Annotated in this window: 20 protein-coding genes and 1 tRNA gene; 10 read left to right on the top strand and 11 right to left on the bottom strand. The window is 73.8% G+C overall.

The window, feature by feature from the left end; genetic code table 11:
* Positions 1–84: 84 nt before the first annotated feature.
* From AC4MBH_RS02355 to AC4MBH_RS02340, 4 genes are all read left to right on the top strand, one after another.
* Complete coding sequence (locus AC4MBH_RS02355; RefSeq protein ID WP_491792728.1) at positions 85–1101, top strand: hypothetical protein; 1017 nt, start codon at positions 85–87, stop codon at positions 1099–1101.
* Positions 1102–1135: 34 nt separating this feature from the next.
* Positions 1136–2344 (top strand): alpha/beta fold hydrolase, encoded by a 1209-nt coding sequence (locus AC4MBH_RS02350; RefSeq protein WP_491792727.1) that lies wholly within the window; start codon positions 1136–1138, stop codon positions 2342–2344.
* Between the two features lie 94 nt (positions 2345–2438).
* A complete protein-coding gene (locus AC4MBH_RS02345; protein ID WP_491792726.1) occupies positions 2439–3779 on the top strand; it encodes an MFS transporter in 1341 nt (446 codons plus the stop codon).
* Positions 3776–5275, top strand: coding sequence for a pyridoxal phosphate-dependent decarboxylase family protein (locus AC4MBH_RS02340; RefSeq protein WP_491792725.1), 1500 nt, complete (start codon positions 3776–3778; stop codon positions 5273–5275). Before AC4MBH_RS02345 ends, AC4MBH_RS02340 begins: the two co-directional genes overlap by 4 nt.
* On the opposite strand, the gene AC4MBH_RS02335 is transcribed toward AC4MBH_RS02340, so the two are convergent.
* The 3 genes from AC4MBH_RS02335 to AC4MBH_RS02325 are packed head-to-tail and all read right to left on the bottom strand — an operon-like array spanning position 5239 to position 7471.
* Complete coding sequence (locus AC4MBH_RS02335) at positions 5239–6159, bottom strand: carbohydrate kinase family protein (protein WP_491792724.1); 921 nt, start codon at positions 6157–6159, stop codon at positions 5239–5241. The two genes, AC4MBH_RS02340 and AC4MBH_RS02335, sit on opposite strands and share 37 nt — an antisense overlap.
* Entirely contained in the window at positions 6156–6830 is a 675-nt protein-coding gene (locus AC4MBH_RS02330) for a class II aldolase/adducin family protein (RefSeq protein ID WP_491792723.1), read from the bottom strand. Before AC4MBH_RS02330 ends, AC4MBH_RS02335 begins: the two co-directional genes overlap by 4 nt.
* Positions 6827–7471 (bottom strand): TetR/AcrR family transcriptional regulator, encoded by a 645-nt coding sequence (locus AC4MBH_RS02325; RefSeq protein WP_491792722.1) that lies wholly within the window; start codon positions 7469–7471, stop codon positions 6827–6829. The genes AC4MBH_RS02330 and AC4MBH_RS02325 overlap by 4 nt, the downstream gene beginning before the upstream one ends.
* 90 nt (positions 7472–7561) lie before the next feature.
* Between AC4MBH_RS02325 and AC4MBH_RS02320 the strand changes: the two genes are divergently transcribed.
* From AC4MBH_RS02320 to AC4MBH_RS02305, 4 genes are all read left to right on the top strand, one after another.
* On the top strand, positions 7562–9058 hold the full coding sequence (locus AC4MBH_RS02320) for a flavin monoamine oxidase family protein (protein ID WP_491792721.1): 1497 nt from the start codon (positions 7562–7564) through the stop codon (positions 9056–9058).
* Positions 9055–10146, top strand: a complete 1092-nt coding sequence (locus tag AC4MBH_RS02315) for an SMP-30/gluconolactonase/LRE family protein (protein ID WP_491792720.1) — start codon at positions 9055–9057, stop codon at positions 10144–10146. Before AC4MBH_RS02320 ends, AC4MBH_RS02315 begins: the two co-directional genes overlap by 4 nt.
* 106 nt (positions 10147–10252) lie before the next feature.
* Entirely contained in the window at positions 10253–10963 is a 711-nt protein-coding gene (locus AC4MBH_RS02310; RefSeq protein ID WP_491792719.1) for a uracil-DNA glycosylase, read from the top strand.
* Positions 10964–10990: 27 nt separating this feature from the next.
* Entirely contained in the window at positions 10991–11764 is a 774-nt protein-coding gene (locus tag AC4MBH_RS02305; RefSeq protein WP_491792718.1) for a dioxygenase family protein, read from the top strand.
* 12 nt (positions 11765–11776) lie between these two features.
* Here the strand turns inward: AC4MBH_RS02305 and AC4MBH_RS02300 are convergent, their stop codons facing one another.
* The 4 genes from AC4MBH_RS02300 to AC4MBH_RS02285 are packed head-to-tail and all read right to left on the bottom strand — an operon-like array spanning position 11777 to position 14253.
* The gene (locus tag AC4MBH_RS02300; protein ID WP_491792717.1) at positions 11777–12736 is read right to left on the bottom strand and encodes an aldo/keto reductase; all 960 of its coding nucleotides are present in this window, start codon (positions 12734–12736) and stop codon (positions 11777–11779) included.
* A gap of 9 nt (positions 12737–12745) precedes the next feature.
* Positions 12746–13144, bottom strand: coding sequence for a VOC family protein (locus tag AC4MBH_RS02295; protein ID WP_491792716.1), 399 nt, complete (start codon positions 13142–13144; stop codon positions 12746–12748).
* Between the two features lie 14 nt (positions 13145–13158).
* On the bottom strand, positions 13159–13758 hold the full coding sequence (locus AC4MBH_RS02290; RefSeq protein WP_491792715.1) for a hypothetical protein: 600 nt from the start codon (positions 13756–13758) through the stop codon (positions 13159–13161).
* A 3-nt stretch (positions 13759–13761) separates the two neighbouring features.
* A complete protein-coding gene (locus AC4MBH_RS02285) occupies positions 13762–14253 on the bottom strand; it encodes a cupin domain-containing protein (protein ID WP_491792714.1) in 492 nt (163 codons plus the stop codon).
* On the opposite strand from AC4MBH_RS02285, the gene AC4MBH_RS02280 reads away from it, so the two are divergent.
* Complete coding sequence (locus tag AC4MBH_RS02280; RefSeq protein WP_491792713.1) at positions 14252–14524, top strand: hypothetical protein; 273 nt, start codon at positions 14252–14254, stop codon at positions 14522–14524. The genes AC4MBH_RS02285 and AC4MBH_RS02280 overlap by 2 nt on opposite strands.
* On the opposite strand, the gene AC4MBH_RS02275 is transcribed toward AC4MBH_RS02280, so the two are convergent.
* Positions 14467–16068 carry a succinic semialdehyde dehydrogenase gene (locus AC4MBH_RS02275; RefSeq protein WP_491792712.1) on the bottom strand — a complete coding sequence of 534 codons (1602 nt, stop codon included), beginning with the start codon at positions 16066–16068 and terminating at the stop codon, positions 14467–14469. The genes AC4MBH_RS02280 and AC4MBH_RS02275 overlap by 58 nt on opposite strands.
* A gap of 1 nt (position 16069) precedes the next feature.
* Positions 16070–17719: a GMC family oxidoreductase gene (locus AC4MBH_RS02270; RefSeq protein ID WP_491792711.1), complete on the bottom strand. Its 1650-nt coding sequence runs from the start codon at positions 17717–17719 to the stop codon at positions 16070–16072.
* A 121-nt stretch (positions 17720–17840) separates the two neighbouring features.
* Here AC4MBH_RS02270 and pdxY point away from each other — a divergent pair, with 121 nt between their 5' ends.
* A complete protein-coding gene (gene pdxY, locus AC4MBH_RS02265; RefSeq protein ID WP_491792710.1) occupies positions 17841–18692 on the top strand; it encodes a pyridoxal kinase PdxY in 852 nt (283 codons plus the stop codon).
* Positions 18693–18719: 27 nt separating this feature from the next.
* On the opposite strand, the gene AC4MBH_RS02260 is transcribed toward pdxY, so the two are convergent.
* Together AC4MBH_RS02260 and AC4MBH_RS02255 are read right to left on the bottom strand one after the other, a co-directional pair.
* Positions 18720–18795 (bottom strand) — tRNA-Thr (locus AC4MBH_RS02260).
* A 24-nt stretch (positions 18796–18819) separates the two neighbouring features.
* Complete coding sequence (locus AC4MBH_RS02255; RefSeq protein ID WP_491792709.1) at positions 18820–19539, bottom strand: SDR family NAD(P)-dependent oxidoreductase; 720 nt, start codon at positions 19537–19539, stop codon at positions 18820–18822.
* Positions 19540–19588 lie beyond the last annotated feature (49 nt).

Genomic DNA, 19588 nt, shown 5'->3' with positions numbered 1-19588 from the left:
CCTGACCCGGCCGACCCGGCCGACCCGGCCCCGGCGCTGCGAACCCGACGGTTCGACCCGGCCGCTCGCGGGTATCACGATCACGTGCCCGACGTCCCTCCGCCGCCGCCCCACGGCTCGCAGCCCCCCTACGGTCCCCCCTACGGACCGCCCGCCGGTCCGCCCTACGGACCGCCCGCCGGTCCGCCCTACGGCCAGCCCGCCGGTCCGCCCCACGGCCAGCCCGCGGGTCCCCCGCCGGCCTGGCGACCGCCGCCGCCCTCGGGTCCCCCGCCGTCGTACGGACCCCCGCCGGGGTACGGCCCCCCACCCCCGCGCAAGCGCCGGACCGGCCTGCTGGTCGCCGCCGTGGCCGTCGTGCTGCTGCTCATCGGCGGCGCCGTGACCGGGATCGTGCTGTGGCAGGAGGACGACGGCGACGACCCGCCGCCGACGGCCGCCACCGACCCGACGTCCGAGCCCACGGCCGACCCGTCGACCGCGAGCGAGCCCGCCGAGCCCGAGACGAGCGATGCACCGACCGAGCCGACCGAGCCCACCGAGCCGACGGAGCCCACCGACCCCGAGCCCGGCGACGGCCTCCCGGTCGACCCGCCGAGCGAGCCCGCCGAGCCCGCCGAGCCCGAGATCGGCCCGCTGAGCGACAAGCCGCTGAGCTACCGCGAGTTCGACGGTGACTGGGACTTCGCGTTCGGCGAGGTGAAGCTGCAGGCGACCTTCGAGCGCGGCGTCGACCACGACGGGTGCGCGCCGGCCGAGCGGGAGCAGGCCCTGGCCCGGATCGGCTGCGTCGACGCCACCGAGTGGAGCTACCGCGCCAAGCGCGGCAGCCTCGCGATGGCCCACCTCGTGCTCACCATGCGCAACCCCCAGGCGGCGACGCGCGCGATCGAGGACGACCGGATCACCGAGGAGTCGTGGCGGCTGCAGCCGTCGTCCTACCTGGCCAACCAGCCCGGGGCGTGGAAGGCGACGTCGGTCGGTCAGTTCGTCGTCCTGACCGTCGTCACGCACCAGCCGTCGGTCAAGGGACGGCAGGCGGCGACGTACCTCGACAACGGCAACTGGGACGTCAAGGGCGCGCTCGGCTTCCGCTTCTGAGGTACGACGCCGCGGCCGCAGGTACCTTCGGGGGGTGGACCTCATCCCCAAGCCCGACCAGCTGGTCTCGGCCGCGAGCAACGTCGCGCACCAGGTGTTCTACGGCGGGCTGGCCGACCTGCGGCCGATGCCGCGCACGCTGATCGACGACGGCACGCTGCGCGAGGTCTACCACTACCGGCCGCGCGCGACGGTGCAGGAGCAGGGCGACCCGGTGCTGCTCGTGACCCCGCTGGCCGCGCCCGCGACCTGCTACGACCTGCGCCGCGGATGCTCGCTGGTCGAGCACGTCGTCGACGCCGGGCGGCCGACGTACCTGGTGGAGTACGGCGAGGTCTCGTTCCGCGACCGCAACCTCGGGATGGAGCACTGGATCGAGGAGGTCGTGCCGACCGCGATCCGCGAGGTGTCGGCCCACGCCGGCGGCCGGCCGGTGCACGTGGTCGGGTGGAGCCTGGGCGGGGTGTTCTCGCTGCTCGCCGCGGCCGCCGACGACGCGCTGCCGATCGCGTCGCTGACCGTCCTCGGCGCCCCGGTCGACGTCAGCCAGGTGCCGCTGGTCGCGCCGCTGCGACCCCTGCTCAACCTCAGCAGCCCCGCGCGCGGACCGATCACCCGTGCCTACCAGGCCTTCGGCGGTGCGCCGGCGCCGCTGGTGCGCTGGGCCTACCAGCTCTCGTCGTTCCAGAAGCTGGTGACCAAGCCCGTCGCCAAGGCCACCCGCCTCGACGACCGGGAGTTCCTGGCGCAGCTGGAGGCGGTCGACCGGTTCACCGCCGCCATGACGGCCTACCCCGGCCGCACGTTCGGCCAGCTCTACCACCGCTTCGTCAAGGGCAACGCGCTGGTCGGCGGCACCTTCGACCTCGGCGCGACCACCGGTGAGGCGCCCTCGGGGCGCACCGTCTCCTTCGCCGACATCGACGTTCCCGTGCTGGTCTTCGCCGGCGCCACCGACGGGATCGCGCCGGTCAACGCCGTCAAGGCCGTCGTGCCGCTGCTCACCGGGTCCCCCGAGGTGCGCTTCGAGATCGTGCCCGGCGGCCACCTCGGGATGCTCACCGGCCGCGCCGCCCGCGACACCACCTGGGCCGTGCTCGACGAGTGGATCACCCAGTGGTCCACCGACGCCCCCGACGGCGACCCCGACGACACCTCCCCCGCGACCCCCGAGACCGCCGCGATCGGCACCGGGCGTCGTCGGCACGGCTCCGCGGCGTCGCGCGCCCTCACCCAGGGATAGTCCGAGACGTCATCGACGGGTGAGGAGCCGTCTCACGTCGATGGTGTCACGAACTATCCCCCGCCCCCCGCCCGAGATGGCCTAACCTCGGCGGGTGCCCGAGCCCGCGACCACGGACGCGACGGTGCTGCCGCGGCGGGTGCGGGTGGGCTACGGGCTGGGGTCGGTCGCGACGGGCGCGTTCGGCACCGTGCCCGGGTTGATGCTGCTGCCCTACCTCACCGACACCCTCGGGGTCGCCGCGGTCGTCGCCGGCGTGGTGGTGGTGCTCCCCAAGGCGTGGGACGTCGTCCTCAACCCGATCGCCGGGCGCATCAGCGACCGCACCTCCGACCCGCGCGGGCCGCGCCGGCCGTGGCTGCTGCGCGCCGGGATCGCGCTCGCACTCACCTTTGCGCTGCTCTTCGCCGGGCCCGACGTCGACTCGCGGGTGCTCGAGACCGCGTGGGTGCTCGTGGTGTTCCTGGCCTGCGCCTCGGCGTACGCGTTCTTCCAGGTGCCGTTCGTGGCGATGCCGGCCGAGATGACGCAGGGCTACGCCGAGCGCACCCGGCTGATGACCTGGCGGGTCGCCATCCTGGCCCTCACGATCCTGCTCGCCGGCGCCACGGCGCCCGCGCTGCGCGACGCCGTCGGCGGGCGTGACGGCTACCGGCTGATGGGCGTGGCGATGGCCCTGGTCATCCTCGTCGGTGTCGTCGGTGCCTACGTCGGCACCCGCGACGCCCCGGTCGGCACGGTGGACCCCGGCCCCGGGTCGTTGCGCGACCAGCTGCGCGTGGTCGCCGGTGCGCCGGCGTTCCGGTTGCTGCTGACGACGTGGGTGCTGCAGGCGCTGGCCACCGGCTGCATGCTCGCCGGGGTCGACTACCTCGCGGGCGACGTCCTCGGTCGCGACGGCGCGGCCACCGCCCTGTTCGTCTGCTTCGTGGGTCCCGCCCTGCTGCTGACACCGGTGTGGTCGGCGATCGGCGCGCGGGTCGGCAAGCAGCGCGGCTACGTCGCCGCCTCCGTCATCCTCGCCGTCGGCGCCGCGCTCGCCGCGACCGCGCAGGTGGCCCCGAGCGGCGTCGTGTTCGCGGCCGTCGCCCTGGTCGGCGTCGGCTACGCCGGCTGCCAGGTGTTCCCGCTGGCGATGCTGCCCGACGTGGCCGCCGCCGACGCCCGGGCGACCGGGGAGAACCGGGCCGGGGTCTACACCGGTGTCTGGACCGCCGGCGAGACCCTCGGCCTCGCGCTCGGGCCCGGGTTGTTCGCGCTCGTGCTGGCCCTCGGCTCCTACCGCTCCGGCACCGACGACGACCTCGCGCAGCCCGACAGCGCCCTCACCGCCATCACCCTCGGCTTCTCGCTGCTGCCGGCGCTGCTCGTGGTGGCCAGCCTGTGGTGGCTGACCCGCTACCGCCTCGACCGACCGGAGGAGCCCGCCTCGTGACCACCGACGTCCCCGCGCGGTTGCGCGCCCTGCAGAGCCGCGACCTGCCGGTCCACGGCGGACGCACCCTGGCCTACGTCTACGACTCCGGGCTCGCCGAGGTCGACCAGGTCGGGCGCGACGCCGTCGCCGCGTTCGCCGGGTCCAACGGGCTCGACCCGACGGCCTTCCCGAGCCTGCTCGCGATGGAGAACGACCTGGTCGGCTTCGCAGCGCGCCTGACCGACGGCCCCGACGGCCCCGACGGCGTGGTCGGCACCGTCACCTCCGGCGGCACCGAGTCGGTGCTGCTCGCCGTGCAGGGTGCCCGTGACGCCCACCGGGCCGCCCACCCCGACGTCGACCGGCCGGCGATGGTGCTGCCCGCGACGGCGCACGCGGCGTTCCACAAGGCCGCGCACTACTTCGGCGTCGAGGCCGTGCTCGTGCCCACCGGCGACGACTTCCGCGCCGACCTCGACGCGACCGCGCGGGCGCTCGACGAGCTGGGCGACCGGGCCGCGTTGGTGGTGGCCAGCGCGCCGTCGTACGCCCACGGCGTCGTCGACCCGGTCACCGGTCTCGCCGCGCTGGCCGCCGAGCGCGGGACCCGGTGCCACGTCGACGCCTGCATCGGCGGCTGGGTGCTGCCGTACGCCGCCCGGCTGGGCCGCGACGTGCCGCCGTGGACGTTCGCCGTCGCGGGTGTCACCTCGATCTCGGTCGACCTGCACAAGTACGCCTACGCGCCCAAGGGCACCTCGGTGCTGCTGCACCGCACCGCGGCCCTGCGCCGCCCGCAGCTCTTCGCGAGTGCTGCCTGGCCGGGCTACACGATGCTCAACTCGACCATGCAGTCGACGCGCTCGGGCGGGCCCCTGGCCGGCGCCTGGGCCGTGGTGCAGTCGATCGGGGACACGGGTTACGAGCTCCTCTCCCGCGAGGTCTTCGCCGCCGTCGACGCCATCGTGGCCGGGACCAGGGACATCCCCGGCCTGCACGTCGTCGTCCCGCCCGACTCCACGCTGGTCGCGCTGGCCACCGACGCGTCCTGCGACCCGTTCACCGTCTGCGACGAGATGGCCGTCCGCGGGTGGTACGTGCAGCCCCAGCTGTCCCACGCCGGCCGGCCCGCGACCATCCACCTCTCCGTCTCGGCGGCGACCCGGCCCCACGTCCCGGAGCTGCTCGGCGCGCTCGCCGACGCCGTGCGGGCCGCCCAGGACGCCGGGCCGGTCGCGGTCGACCCGGGCGTGGCGGCGTACGTCGCCGCGCTCGACCCCGCGACCCTGTCGGACGCCGACTTCGACGGGCTGCTGACCGCGGCCGGGCTCGTCGGCGAGGGCGACGACGGCGGGCTGGAGCTGCCGGGACGGATGGCCGAGGTCAACGCGCTGCTCGACCTCGCCACGCCGGCGCTGCGGGAGGCCGTGCTGGTCTCGTTCCTCGACCGCCTGCAGCGCCCGACGGGTCAGCCGGGTCAGCCGACCAGCGCCTCCACCGACGCCAGCGAGTAGTCGCCCGCGTCGGTGCCGAGGCCGCGTGCCACCTGGTGGGCGGTCGCGCAGCCGAGCCGGGCGGCGTCCTCGAGCGAGCGACCGAGGCCGACCCCGCGCAGGAACCCGGCGCTGAAGGCGTCGCCGCAGCCGGTGGTGTCGACGAGGTCCTCGGCCGCGACCGGGTAGGCCGGCACCTCGACCACGGCGTCAGCGGTGACGACCAGCGCGCCCCTCGAACCCTGCGTCAGGGCCACGCACGCCGCACCGGCCGCGACCAGCGCCCGGCCCCCCGCCACCAGGTCGGCCTCGCCGGTGAAGCCGCGCACCTGCTCGTCGTTGGGCAGCAGGTAGTCGGTGTGCGGCAGCACGTCGGCGATCCAGGCGAGCATGTCGGGGTCGCCGGGGGCGAGCACGTCGACCGAGGTGGTCATTCCCTGCTCGCGCGCCCACGCGAGCAGCTCGCCGGCGGCGGCGCCGCCGAGGAACTCCGGCCCGCCGAGGTGCAGGTGGGTGACGCCGGCGAGCCGGCTGCGGTCGAGGTCGTCGAGGGTGAACGCGCCGTTGGCGCCGATGCAGTGCCAGGCCGGCCGGTCGCCGCCCGGCCGCACCGGGATCACCGAGGCCGAGGTCTGGTGGTCGGCCTTGCGCACCAGGCCGCGGGTGTCGACGCCCTCCTGCCGCAGCAGGGCGGTCAGGACGGCGGCCAGCGGGTCGCTGCCGACGGCGCCGTACGACGCCACCTCGGCACCGAGGCGCGCGAGGACGAGTGCGGTGCCGCCGGCGGTGCCGGCGGCGGAGGTGCGGATGGTCTCGACGAGCTGGCCGTCGGAGCCGTCGGGGATCGACTCGATCCCGACGACGTGGGTGTCGAGCACGTGCACACCGACGCAGGCTGCTCTCACGGGGCGTCCTCCTGGGACTGGTCGGACGGGTCGGACTGCTGGACGGTCCCGTACCCGCGGGAGAGGGCGGCCAGGACGACGGCCTCCTGCTCGGCATCGGTGAGCACGCGCGGCGTGCCGAGGGCCGAGGCCCGGTGGTGCAGGGCGGCGAGCCACTCGAGCAGCACCGCGTGCTCCACCGCCTTGTCGAGGGTGGCCCCGATGGCGACGGAGCCGTGGTTGCCGAGCAGCGCCGCCTGCCGGCCCTCGAGCGCCGCCCGCACCGAGCCGGCGAGCTCGGAGGAGCCGAAGGTCGCGTACGGCGCCACCCGCACCGCCCCGCCGAGCAGCAGCTGCTGGTAGTGCAGGACCGGCAGCTCGGGCAGGACGCACGCCACCGCGGTCGACCACGGCGCGTGGGTGTGGACCACGGCCCCGACGCCGGGCTGGTCGGCGTACACGCCGAGGTGGAGCCCGAGCTCGGAGGTCGGCACCAGCCCCCCGTCGACGAGCGTGCCGTCGGGATCGACGAGGACCACCTCGTGGGGCCGGCAGTCGGCGAGCACGACCCCCGACGCCGTGACCGCCACCAGGTCGCGCACCCGCATGCTCACGTTGCCGGCGGTGCCGACCAGCAGGCCCTCGGCGGCCAGGCGCCGGGCGGCGGCGGCGACGTCGTCCCGGGCGCTCATCGGCGCGCTCCCGGCTCGACGGCGTAGCGCTCGAGGTAGGCGGTCAGCAGCACGATGCCTTCCTCGACCAGCGCGGCGTCGCCGCGGTGGTCGTGCTCGTAGGCGAGCTGGAAGACCCGGTCGCCGACCTCGATCGCCAGCACCGCCGCCTCGGGTGGGAAGTCGGGCCGGGCGAGCCCGCGGTCGATCGCGAGGTCGCGCAGGGCGTGGGCGATGCGCACGTTGTGCTCGCGGCCGAACGCGTGGACCGCGGAGTTGGTGCGGCCGCGCAGGTAGATCTCGACGAACGCCCGCCGGCGCTCGTAGACCTGGACGAACGCGCGCACGGCCGTCTCGACCAGCGTCGCCATGGTCAGGTCGCCCCGCTCGTCGACCGCGGCCAGGTCGGCGAGGACCTGCTCGTCCATCTCGGCCATGTCGCGCCCGGCGAGCGCGAGCAGCACGCCCTCCTTGTCGGCGAAGTACTGGTAGAGCGAGGCGACCGGCACCCCCGCGGCCACCGCGATCTGACGCGTGGTCAGTGCCTCGACGCCACGCTCGACGACCAGGCGCTCGGCGGCGTCGAGGATCGCCTCGACCCGGCGCCGGCTGCGTTCCTGCACCGGTTCGCGTCGTGCGGGTGCCTTCTCGACCGTCGCCATCTTCCTCTTCCGTCGTTGGACGGGCACAGCGTAAGGTACGAGACCCGAACATGACACATGTTCAGGTATGACGATCCAGGGAGCGTCCCCATGACCCACCTCGACCTCTCCCGCCGCACCCTCCTCGGCGGGGCCGGGCTCGGCACGGCGGCCCTGGGGGTGGGCGGCCTGACCGAGGCCGACGCCGCCGGGCGCCAGGGCCGGCTGCCGCGGCACGTCGACGTCGTCGTCGTAGGCGGCGGGCTCGCCGGCCTGGTCGCCGCCCGTGACGTCGCGCGCGGCGGACGGTCGGTGCTGCTGGTCGAGGCCCGCCGCCGCGTCGGCGGGCGGCTGCTCAACCACGAGCTGCGGACCAAGGGCGCCGTCATCGAGGCCGGCGGCGCGTTCATCGGCCCGACCCAGGACCACATCGCCCGGCTGGCCCGCGAGATGGGCGTGCCGACGTTCCGCGAGCACGTCCGGGGCAACAGTGTCTACGTCTCCTCGACGACCGGCCGGACGGAGTACCAGGGCACCGTCCCACCCGACCCCACGATCCTGGCCGACGCCGCGATCCTGCTCCAGCTCATCGACTCCTACGCCGCCGAGATCGCCGTCGACGCCCCGTGGAGCCACCCGCGCGCCCGGGAGTGGGACGCGATGTCGCTGCACGACTTCATCCGCGCCAGCTCGGTGCTCAACCCGGCCGGCGTCTCCAACCTCATCGAGTGCTGGAGCCAGCCCGGCTTCGGCGCCGACCCGCGCGAGCTCTCGTTCCTCTTCGTGCTCTGGTACGTCGCCTGCTCCGGCAACGAGCGCACCGTCGGCACCTTCGCCCGCAACTCCGACACCGTCGGCGGCGCGCAGGAGCGCCGGTTCGTCGGCGGCTCGCAGCTGGTGCCGCTGCGCCTGGCCAAGCGGCTCGGCGACATCGTCGCGCTCGACGCGCCGGTACGGCGCATCGAGCAGCGCGACCACCGGGTGCGGGTGCACACAGGTCGCGGCGTGGTCACCGCGCGCCGCGTCGTCGTCGCCGCTCCCCCGCCGATGGTGCTCGGCATCGACTGGTTCCCGCGGCTCCCCGACCGTCGCGCCCGGCTGCTGCGCAAGGCCCACATGGGGAAGCTGATGAAGTGCGACGCGGTCTACCGCACGCCGTTCTGGCGCGAGGACGGCCTCAACGGCTTCGGCATCAACGACGCCGGCGCCGCGCGCGCCGTCTTCGACAACTCCCCCCGCAACGGCGAGCCCGGCGTCCTCCTCGCCTTCGTCGGCGGCGACACCTGGCGCCGCTACGGTCGGCTGCCGCGCGACCAACGGCGGCGCGCGGTGCTCGAGGGCTTCGCCGAGATGTTCGGGCCACGGGCGCTGCGTCCGGTCGAGTACACCGAGCACGACTGGACCACCGAGCGCTGGACCGGTGGCGGGCCGACGGCCATCCACGCCGCCGACGGGTCCTTCCGCACCCTCGGCCCCGCGATCCGGCGGCCGTTCGGCCGGGTGCACTGGGCCGGCACGGAGACCTCGACGTACTGGAGCGGCTACATGGACGGCGCGGTGCGCTCGGGCGAGCGGGCCGCCGTCGAGGTGCTGGAGAGACTCCGGTGAGGCGGCTCGTCCTCCCGGTCCTGCTGGTCCTGGCGTCGTCACTGCTCGGGGTCGCGCCCGCCCCTGCGGCGCCGACCGCGGCCGCTGCGGCCGCTGCGGCCGCCGGGCCCCGCGCGGCGCCGGACGACCCGCGGTGGCAGACCCGGGTCTTCTCGCTCGTCCCGTCGCCGGGCTTCCCGGCGTACACCCACGTGGGCACCAACGGGCGCGTCTACGCCGGCACCTACGTCGCCGGCGACCGCCGCCGCTCGCGGGTCTTCGAGTGGCGCCGCGACGGCACCCTGCTGCGCTCGTGGACCGTGCCCGGGCAGCGGCTCGGCGCCGACCACGGCGTCCAGGTGGCCCAGCAGACCCGCGACGGCAAGCTCGTGCTGCTCGAGACCTCGACCCGGGCCGTGCTCACCCTCGACGTGCGCACGGGCCGGTTCCGGCGGGTCGCGACCCTGCCGCGCGGCGCCGTCCCCAACTACGCCACCTGGGGTCCGCGCCACCTCTTCGTCACCGACTACGCCCACGGCGTGGTCTACCGGGTCTTCCGCACCGGCCGGGTCCAGCGGTGGTTCACCTCACCGGCGCTGGAGGGCGTGGCCGGCTTCGGCACCACCGGCATCGTCTACCGGCCCCGGCAGCGCGACCTGCTGATCACCCAGCAGACGGTGTCCGACGGCAGCGCGGTGCCGACCAACGGCCGGCTCTACTCGCTGCCGCTGCGCCACGGCCGGCCCGGCCGCCTCCGCACCCTGTGGACCTCGCAGCCGACCGACCTGCCCGACGGCTTCGGCATCGGCCGCTCCGGACGCATCTACGTCGCCAACGCCGGCCTCACCGCCCAGCTCGTCGAGCTGTCGCCGACCGGGCGCGAGCTGCGCCGCTTCCCCGACGTCCCGTTCACCGGCGACAACGGGTCGCCGATCCCGTTCGACACCCCGTGCAGCGCGACGTTCCTCAGCACCCGGGTGCTGGTCGCCAACCAGTCCGCGATCGCCGGCGACGCCTCGCACCAGGCGATCCTCTCGGTCGAGGTCGGCGAGCGGGGCATGCGGCCCTTCATCCCCCGCTCGGCGACGTTCTCGGTGGGGCGGGGGTGAGGGCCGGCGCAGGATTCCCCGGCGCACCGGGAAACCTGCGCTCCGCGGGCAAGGCTTCACCCCCGAACCGCCAGGACAAGCCGCGAACCCCCACTAGCCTCGGCCCATGAGCGCGCTGGCCGGACTCGTCGACCGCGGGCTGATGGCCCCCGACTGGGCCGAGGCGTTGACCCCGGTCGACGACCGGGTGGCGGCGCTGCAGGAGTTCCTGCGTGGCGAGGTGGCGGCTGGGAGGGCCTACCTGCCGGCCGAGGACGCCGTCTTCCGGGCCTTCCGGGCACCGCTGGCCGGGGTCAAGGTGCTCGTCGTGGGCCAGGACCCCTACCCGACACCCGGGCACCCGATCGGGCTCAGCTTCGCCGTCGAGCGCCACGTGCGACCGCCGCCGCCAAGCCTGCGCAACATCTACGCCGAGCTGCAGGCCGACGTGGGCGTCGTACCCCCCGAGCACGGCGACCTCACCGGGTGGGCCGACCAGGGCGTGATGCTGCTCAACCGGGTCCTCACGGTGCAGTCGGGAGCCTCGGACTCCCACCGCGGGAAGGGCTGGGAGGAGGTGACCGACCGCGCGATCGGGGCGCTCGCCGACCGCGCGCGCGCCGGTACGCCGTTCGTCGCCGTGCTGTGGGGCAAGCCGGCGCAGTCGCTCGAGCCGCTGCTCGGCGGCGCGCCCTGCGTCCAGTCGGTGCACCCCTCGCCGCTCTCGGCCTGGCGCGGGTTCTCGGGATCGAGACCGTTCAGCCAGGTCGACACCCTGCTCGCCGGGCTCGGGCTGGAGCCGGTGCGGTGGGACGCGATCCGCGACGCGCCGGAATAAAGTGCAATTTTCAACTATTATGTCGACATGACCGATCGGATGCCCGCCCTCTACCTCGGCCACGGTGCGCCGCCGCTGCTCGACGACCCGGTGTGGTCGGGCCAGCTGGCCGCGTGGGCGCGCGACCTGCCGCGTCCGCGCGCGATCCTGATCGTCAGCGCCCACTGGGAGTCGGCGCCGGTCTCGCTCAGCGCGAGCCGGGCGCCGCTGGTCTACGACTTCGGCGGGTTCGACCGCAAGTACTACGAGATGACCTACGAGACCCCTGACGCCACCTGGCTCGCCGACCGGGTCGCGGCGATGATGCCGGCGTCCGAGCCCGTGCACCAGCACGCGCGGCGCGGACTCGACCACGGGGCCTGGGTGCCGCTGCGGATCATGTACCCCGCCGGCGACGTCCCCGTGCTGCAGATGTCGCTGCCCACCCACGACCCCGAGCGGCTGCTCGCCCTCGGCGCCCGGCTCCGCTCGCTGCGCGACGAGGGCGTGCTGATCGTCGGGTCGGGGTTCCTCACCCACGGGTTGCCGTTCCTGAAGGAGTTCCGCATCGAGGCCACGCCGCCCGGGTGGTCGCGCGAGTTCGACGCCTGGGCCGGGGAGGCCATGGCCCGCGGCGACGTCGACGCCCTCGCCGACTACGCCCACCGCGCGCCGGGCATGCCCTACGCCCACCCCACCGTCGAGCACTACTCGCCGCTCTTCGTCACCCTCGGCGCCGCCAGCGACCCCGCCGACCCCGGCATCCAGGTGATCGACGGGTTCTGGATGGGTCTGTCGAAGCGGTCGCTCCAGGTCGCCTAGTCGGCTGGTCGCCTAGCCGGCGCCGGTGATCTCGTCGAGCTCGACGAGGTCGTCCTCGGTCGGCGCCCAGGCCAGGGCGGCGGCGTTGCGGCGCACCTGGTCGCCCGAGGTGGCGCCCGAGATCACCGACGAGACGGCCGGCTGCGCGGCCAACCCGGCGATGGCGACGTCGATCGGCTCGAGGTCGCGCGCGGCGGCGTACGCCTCGAGGGCCTCGATCCGGTCCCAGTCGGCGTTCTCGAGCCACGCCGAGGGCGTGGAGGCGGCACGCGAGCCGGCGGGCGCGGCCTCACCGCGGCGGTACTTGCCGGTGAGCAGTCCGTACTCGAGCGGGAAGAACGGCAGCACGCCCAGGCCGTACTCCTCGCACGCCGGGACGACCTCCTCCTCGATCGTGCGGTCGAGCAGCGAGTAGCGGTTCTGCACGCTCACGAACCGCTCCAGCCCGCCGCTGCGCGAGGTCCACTCGGCGTCGGCCACCTGCCACCCGGCGAAGTTCGACGACCCGAGGTAGAGCACCTTGCCCTCGTGCACCAGGTCGGTCAGCACCGACAGCGTCTCCTCGATCGGGGTCACGCCGTCGGGCTCGTGCAGCTGGTAGAGGTCGATGTGGTCGGTGCGCAGCCGGCGCAGGCTCTCCTCGACGGCGCGACGCACGTAGCGCCGCGACGCCCGGACGCCGTGGTCGTCGCCGTAGGTCCCGCGCATGTCCATGCCGAACTTGGTGGCCAGCACGAAGTCGTCTCGGCGCCCCTGCATCGCCTCGCCGATGAGCTCCTCGCTGGCACCGGCCGGGTCGCCGTAGATGTCGGCCGTGTCGAGCAGCGTCACGCCGACGTCGGTCGCCGCGACGAGGATGTCGCGGACGCCGTCGAGGTCGACGCGCCTGCTGAACGCGTTGCACCCGACGCCGACCGCGCTCACCATGAGGCCCGAGTCGCCGAGGGGGCGGTAGTCCATGTCCAGGGTCATGCGTCGAGCCTAGGGCTGGGCGGGCCCCAGCAGGTCCCACGTGCCGCCGTGGAGGTCGCGGAAGACAGCGACGGTGCCGTACGGCTCGTGGCGCGGCTCCTCGAGGAACTCCACCCCGGCCTCGACCATCCGGCGGTGCTGGGTGGCGAAGTCGTCGACGTGCAGGAAGTGCCCGACGCGTCCACCCGCCTGGCGGCCCACCGCGGCGCACTGTTCCTCACCGTCGGCCACCGCCAGCAGCAGGCCGCTACCGCCGCCCGGCGGCCGGACGACGACCCAGCGCTTGGGCCGGCCGTCGTCGGTGGTGCTCGGGGAGTCCTCGGCCAGCTCGAAGCCGAGGGCACCGGTGAAGAAGGCGATGGCCTCGTCGTGGTCGGTGACCAGGAAGGTCGTCAGGTCGATGCGCACCCGGGACACCGTAGTCAGCGGAAGCGAGCACCCGCCTCCAGCGTCCGCAGCGCTCCCGGGAGCGCGACGACCGTGTTGACGAAGCCCGGCGCACAGTCGAGGTCGGGACGCACCGCGGCGCCCTCGAGGCCCCAGACCTTGGTGCCGTTGCGCTGCACCCACGACGTCGTACGCCGCACCCAGCGCACGTAGTCGGCGCCGAGCGAGGCGGGGTGGTCGGCCTGGCTCCCGATGTCTCCCGCGGTCAGGACGCCGTCGACGTGGGTGCCGCGCTGCCACAGCAGGACCGGCGCACGGTTGGAGTCGACGAGTCCGCGGGTCGAGCCGGCCGGCGGCGGCACCGGTGGAAGCTGCCGGTGCCGCGCGAAGATGCCCACCGCCGGCAGAGGGTCCGGGTCGTCGACCGTGCCGGGCAGGCCCACCAGCGGGATGGCGCCGAGCGCCGGCAGCGCGACCGTGAGCCGCTGGTGGAGCGCGACGTCGGCGGCGGCCAGGGGCGGGTCGGAGAGGTCGACGGCCGGCCACGGCCGCAGCTGCACCCCCTCGCGCTCGAAGCGTCCGACCAGCATCGCCTCGTCGTCCTCGGTGGCCAGGAAGTAGGCGGCTCCGACCACGGCTCAGACCCAGTAGGTGTCGTGGCGGACCATGAACTCCGCGCGCTGCTCCTCGGTCATCTCCTCGCCGCGGGCGAGCGTCTCGAAGTAGTCCTCGCGCGGGCCGCCGGGCGCGAACATCAGCAGCATCGAGGCGTGGTCGCTGCCCCGGAAGCCGTGCAGCCCGCCCTCGGGCACGTAGAGGAAGTCACCGGACCGCGCGGTGACCCACGCGCGCCCGTCGTAGAGGCGCACCTCGCCGGAGAGCACGTAGAACTGCTCGGAGATGGCGCGGTGGAAGTGCGGGTCGGGGCCGGTCTCGGTCTCGCCGAAGGTCCAGCGGTAGAGCCCGAACCGCCCGTCGGTGCGGTCGCCGGTGGCGAGGTACTCGCAGGTGCCGCCGGTGCGGTAGGTGATGTCGGGCGGCTCGGCGTCGCGGCGCAGCCACGCCGAGGCCTCGCCGGCCGGGCCGCGGTAGCGGTCGGGCGGGTAGTGCCGGTGCAGGGGCAGGGACATGGCCCTCACCCTGCCATTGCCGTTCGATCGCGCGGGAACGACACTTCTCGACGCCCCAGACCTGCCATTGCCGGTCGATCGCGCGGGAACGGCAACTCGCGAGGCCCAGACCTGCCATTGCCGTTCGATCGAACGGGAACGACACTTCTCGACGCCCCAGACCTGCCATTACCGTTCGATCGCGCGGGACTCCGACCCCGACCCTGACGACGCCTACCGGATCCGGGTCCGCCGCATCATCGTCAGCCCCTGCAGCATGCCCTTCACGTAGTCCTCGTAGGGCTGGCCCGGGCGCGGGCCCAGCACCTGCTTCTTGAGCACGGCGAGGTTCTGCACGTCGGTGTACTTCGTGAGGCCCTGGTCGCCGTGCCGAGCGCCGACGCCCGACTGCTTCACGCCGCCGGACGGCGTCGCCTTGGAGGCGTAGGCGGTGGCGAGGATGTCGTTGATGTTGACGTTGCCGGAGTGGATGCGCTTCCCGACGGCCGTCGCGGCGGCGATGTCGCTGCCCCACACCGAGGCGTTGAGGCCGTAGTCGGTGTCGTTGGCGAGCGCGACCGCCTCGTCGACGGTGCGGTAGCGGTGCAGGGCGACGACCGGCCCGAAGGTCTCGCAGGAGCCGGCAAGCATGTCGGGGGTGACGCCCTCCAGGATCGTCGGCTCGAAGAACGCCGGGCCGAGGTCGGGCCGGGCCCTGCCGCCGGCGAGCAGCGTCGCGCCCTTGGCCAGGGCGTCGTCGACGTGGGACTGCACGCGAGCCTGGTGGTCGGGCGAGACGAGGGAGCCCATCTCGGGACCGAAGTCGTACGACGCCCGCACGTCGAGCTCGCGGGCCCGGGCCACGAGCTTGTCGCGGAACTCGTCGTAGCGCGACTCCGGCAGGTAGATCCGCTCGATGTGCATGCAGATCTGGCCGGTGTTGCCGAAGACGCCGAAGACGGCGCCCTCGACGGCCTCGTCGATGTCGGCGTCGTCGAGGACGATCATCGGGTTCTTGCCGCCGAGCTCGAGGCAGCAGCCGATGAGGTTGCGTCCGGCGCGCTCGCCGATCGCTCGGCCGGTGGCGGTCGAGCCGGTGAACATCACGTAGTTGGCGTTGTCGATCAGGGTCGGGCCGACGTCGGGGCCCTCGCCGCAGACGACCTGGAACAGCCCCTTCGGCAGCCCGGCCTCCTCGAGCATCGTGATGCCCCACAGCGGCGAGAGCGCCGTCTTGTTGTCGGGCTTCAGCACGACGCCGTTGCCGGCGATGATCGCGGTGACCGCGTCGGAGATGCCGGTGGCGAACGGGAAGTTCCAGGGCGCGATCACCCCGACGACACCCTTGGGCTGGCGGATCGCGGTCGAGGTGGTGAGGAACGGGACCGGCCCGCCCTTGGTCACAGGAGCCAGCAGCCGCTTGGCGTGCTTGGCGTAGTGGCTCATCACCATCGGCGGGTCGCAGGACTCCTCGATGGCCATCCGTCGGTTCTTGCCGCTCTCGACCTGGATCAGGTCGGCGGTGGTCTCGGCGTTGCTCACGAACAGCGCGTGGGCCCGGCGGATCACCTTGAGCCGCTTGGCCAGCGGCCACTGCGACCACTCGGCCTGGGCGGCGCGGGCGGCGACGAAGGCCTGCTCGATGTCGGCCGGCGTCGACTGCGGCAGCTCGACGAGGACCTCGCCGGTGTAGACCTCGGTCAGCGGCCAGCGGCCGCCGCCCGTCGACGGCACCCGCGCGACGAGCCGCTCGAGGAAGGCGTCGGTGACCGACGCCGGGCGCTCCAGGGACGGCGTCCCGGTGCCGGTGCTGGTGGTCGTGCTGGTGCTGGTCATGTCAGCCCCTCCCGAGCACGAGGTCGGCCCCGCGCTCCCCGATCATGATGGCCGGTGCGTTGGTGTTGCCGCCGGTGATCGACGGCATGATCGAGGCGTCGCAGACGCGCAGGCCCTCGACGCCGCGCACGGTGAGGTCGGGCGAGACCACCGCGAGCTCGTCGACGCCCATCCGACAGGTGCCGACGCCGTGGTAGACCGACGTGGCGCGGTTGAGGATCGCGTCGCGCAGCGCCTGGCCCTTCAGCCCCGTGCCGGGGTGGATCTCCTCCTTGATCGAGCCACCGAACGCCGAGCCGGCCATGATGTCGCGCACCATCTCCGACCCCTCGGTGAGCACGTCGAGGTCGCCGGGGTCGGCGAGGTACTGGTAGTCGATCAGCGGCGCCGCGCTGGGGTCGGCCGACGCCAGGCGCAGGGTGCCGCGGCTGCGGGGGTAGATCAGCGTGGTGAGGACGGTCAGCGCCGTCCGCGGGTCGACGTCGTGGCGGATCGGCTCGTCCTGGTTGGGCGAGACGTAGGCCCACGGCAGCAGGTGCAGCTGGAGGTCGGGCAGGTTGCCGGTCGAGGGGGCCTGGGAGGTCTTGAGGAACGCGAGCACCTCGAAGACCGAGTTGGCCAGGAACGTCGTCCCGGGGCGGGCGACCTCGCGGACGATCCCCTGGGCGAAGTACGGCGCCGTGCCGCGGTTCTTGCTCGACGTCGCGTGGAAGGTCAGCGCGTGGAACATGTGGTCGTGCAGGTTGTCGCCCACCGGCAGGTCGGCGACGACCTGGATGCCGTGGTCCTTGAGGTGCTGGGCGTGACCGATGCCCGAGAGCATCAGCAGCTGCGCGGAGCCGACGAAGCCGGCCGAGAGGATGACCTCCTTGCCGGCCCGGATCGTGCGGGTGGCGCCGCCGCCGCGCTTGCTCACGTCGCGGACCTCGACGCCGGTCGCCCGGCCGCCGTCGACGACCACCTTGGTGACCAGCACCTCCGACTGCAGCTGCAGGGTGCGGGGGGCGAGGTCGTGGATGTAGCCGCGCGACGCGCTGTAGCGCAGACCCTTGGCGGCGTTCTGCTGCATCCGGCTCACGCCCTCCTGCGACTCCCCGTTGTAGTCGTCGAGGATCGGGCAGCCGGTGGCGTCGGCGGTGGCCTGGAGGAACTGCAGCGAGCCCTCCTGGGGGATCTTGTTGCGGGTGATCTTGATCGGGCCGCCCGCGCCCCGGAAGGCGTTCTCGCCGTCCTCGAAGTCCTCCATCTTCTTGTACGCCGCGTTGACGTTGTCGGCGTCCCAGCCCACGTTGCCCGCGGCGGCCCAGGAGTCGAAGTTGGCGCGGTTGCCGCGCACGTAGACCATGCCGTTGACCGAGCTCGAGCCACCGACGACCTTGCCGCGCGGGACCGGCATCTTGCGGTCGAGGATGTGCTTCTGCGGCACCGAGTAGTAGCCCCAGTCGACGGTCCGCTTGATCTCCGGCACCGAGTGCATCGGACCGATCATCCCGGGCTTCCTGGTCAGGAACTTCAGGTCGGTCTTCCCGGCCTCCAGCACGATCACGCTCGCGCCCGACTCGGCCAGGCGGCCGGCGATGGCCGCGCCCGAGCTGCCGGACCCCACCACGATGTAGTCGGCCTCGTTCTGGTACTCGGGCTTCTTCGCCATGCTCGTCCTCGCCACGCCGTCGGGTCTGCAGATGACAGAACTGTAACGCGTTCTAGTTTGTCTCAGCCAGCGTTTCGCCGCGCGTGCTGGCCGTGGGCGCAGGTGCGCGAGAATCGGCGTCGTGAAGATCCTGTCGATCCAGTCCTCGGTCGCCTACGGCCACGTCGGCAACTCCGCCGCGGTGTTCCCGCTGCAGCGGCTCGGCCACGAGGTCTGGCCCGTCCTCACCGTGCACTTCTCCAACCACACCGGGTACGGCGCGTGGCGCGGCCCGCTGCTCGACCCCGCCGACGTCCGCGAGGTGATCGCCGGCATCGACGACCGTGGCGTCCTCGGCACCGCCGACGCGGTGCTCTCGGGCTACCAGGGCGACCCCGCGGTCGGCATGGTCGTGCTCGACGCGGTCGCCCGCGTCAAGGAGCTCAACCCCGCCGCGGTCTACTGCTGCGACCCGGTGATGGGCGACGTGGGCCGCGGGATGTTCGTCAAGCCGGGCATCCCGGCGTACCTGCGCGACGAGGTCGTGCCGCGCGCCGACATCGTCACCCCCAACCACTTCGAGCTCGACTTCCTCGCCGGCCGCACCACGACCACGCTCGCCGAGGTGCTCGACGCCGCCGACGCCGTCCGCGCCACCGGGCCGAGCGACGTGCTCGTCACCTCGGTGCTGCACACCGACTCCGAGCCCGACACCCTCGACGTCGTCGCCGTCTCCGACGCCGGCGCCTGGGCGGTCACGACCCCGCTGCTGCCGATCACGCCCAACGGCTGCGGCGACGTCACCGCCGCGCTCTACCTGGCGCACCTGCGCACCACCGGCTCCCCCGCCCGGGCGCTCGAGCTCACCACCTCGGCGGTGTACGCCGTCCTGGAGGCCACGATCGCCGCCGGGACCCGCGAGATCCAGCTGGTCGCCGCCCAGGACGAGATCGCGTCGCCGCCGGAGCGGTTCGCGGCACGGCAGCTGCGCTGAGAGGTCTCGCGCACGAGGTGGAGCCGGTGGAGCCGGTGACAGGAGTCGAACCCGCGACATCTTCTTTACAAGAGAAGCGCTCTACCAACTGAGCTACACCGGCGTGCAGTCCAGATGCTAGTGCCCGTCAGCTCATGCCCCCGTCGAAGGCCAGCACCGACCCGGTGACCATCCGGGCCTCCCTCGAGGCCAGGTAGACCACCGCCGAGCCGATCTCGGCGGGGGCGATGCTGCGGCCGGGCAGCATCATCACCAGCCGGTCGGCGACCCGCGGGTCGAGGTCGTCGGGGAACCTGGCGGCCACCTCGTCGACCAGGGGCGTCGCGGTCGTGCCGGGGCAGATCGCGTTGACCCGGACCCGGTCGGGCGCCAGCTCGAGGGCGAGCGACCGCGTCATCATGGTCAGCCCGCCCTTGGCGGCGGAGTACGCCGCGGAGTACGGCTGCGGCACGTTGCCGGCCACCGACGACACGTTGACCACGCAGCCGCGGGAGGCCTTCAGCCAGGGCAGCGCCGCCTGCATCAGCATGAACGGGCCCTTGAGGTCGATCGCGTGCACGCGGTCCCACTCGGCGTCGGTGATGGTGTGGAACCGCCCGAACTGGACGACGCCGGCGACGTTGGCCAGCACGTCGATGCGGTCGCGCTCGGCGGTGACGGTGGCGATCGCCGCGTCGACGGCCGTCCGGTCGCTGACGTCGCAGGCCACGTGGGTCACGCCGTCGGGGACGCCCGGTGCGACGTCGAGGCCGAACACCGCGTCGCCGAGGTCGCGGAACAGCACCGCGGTGGCGTGGCCGATGCCCGACGCGGCCCCGGTGATGACGACGACTCTCGGCTCGCTCATGCTGGGACGGTACAACGCCGACTAGAACACGTTCTAGTCCTGCCGTCGC

The sequence above is a fragment of the Nocardioides sp. WJ219 genome (assembly GCF_058559815.1).
This window is presented reverse-complemented; position numbering and strand designations above follow the sequence as displayed.

What these genes read in the sequence shown, in the direction of transcription:
- AC4MBH_RS02330 (WP_491792723.1), bottom strand. Translation starts at nt 6,830, where the DNA reads ATGAGCGCCCGGGACGACGTCGCCGCCGCCGCCCGGCGCCTGGCCGCC.
- AC4MBH_RS02325 (WP_491792722.1), bottom strand. Translation starts at nt 7,471, where the DNA reads ATGGCGACGGTCGAGAAGGCACCCGCACGACGCGAACCGGTGCAGGAA.
- AC4MBH_RS02320 (WP_491792721.1), top strand. Translation starts at nt 7,562, where the DNA reads ATGACCCACCTCGACCTCTCCCGCCGCACCCTCCTCGGCGGGGCCGGG.
- AC4MBH_RS02310 (WP_491792719.1), top strand. Translation starts at nt 10,253, where the DNA reads ATGAGCGCGCTGGCCGGACTCGTCGACCGCGGGCTGATGGCCCCCGAC.
- AC4MBH_RS02305 (WP_491792718.1), top strand. Translation starts at nt 10,991, where the DNA reads ATGACCGATCGGATGCCCGCCCTCTACCTCGGCCACGGTGCGCCGCCG.
- AC4MBH_RS02300 (WP_491792717.1), bottom strand. Translation starts at nt 12,736, where the DNA reads ATGACCCTGGACATGGACTACCGCCCCCTCGGCGACTCGGGCCTCATG.
- AC4MBH_RS02280 (WP_491792713.1), top strand. Translation starts at nt 14,252, where the DNA reads ATGGCCCTCACCCTGCCATTGCCGTTCGATCGCGCGGGAACGACACTT.
- AC4MBH_RS02285 (WP_491792714.1), bottom strand. Translation starts at nt 14,253, where the DNA reads ATGTCCCTGCCCCTGCACCGGCACTACCCGCCCGACCGCTACCGCGGC.
- AC4MBH_RS02275 (WP_491792712.1), bottom strand. Translation starts at nt 16,068, where the DNA reads ATGACCAGCACCAGCACGACCACCAGCACCGGCACCGGGACGCCGTCC.
- AC4MBH_RS02270 (WP_491792711.1), bottom strand. Translation starts at nt 17,719, where the DNA reads ATGGCGAAGAAGCCCGAGTACCAGAACGAGGCCGACTACATCGTGGTG.
- AC4MBH_RS02255 (WP_491792709.1), bottom strand. Translation starts at nt 19,539, where the DNA reads ATGAGCGAGCCGAGAGTCGTCGTCATCACCGGGGCCGCGTCGGGCATC.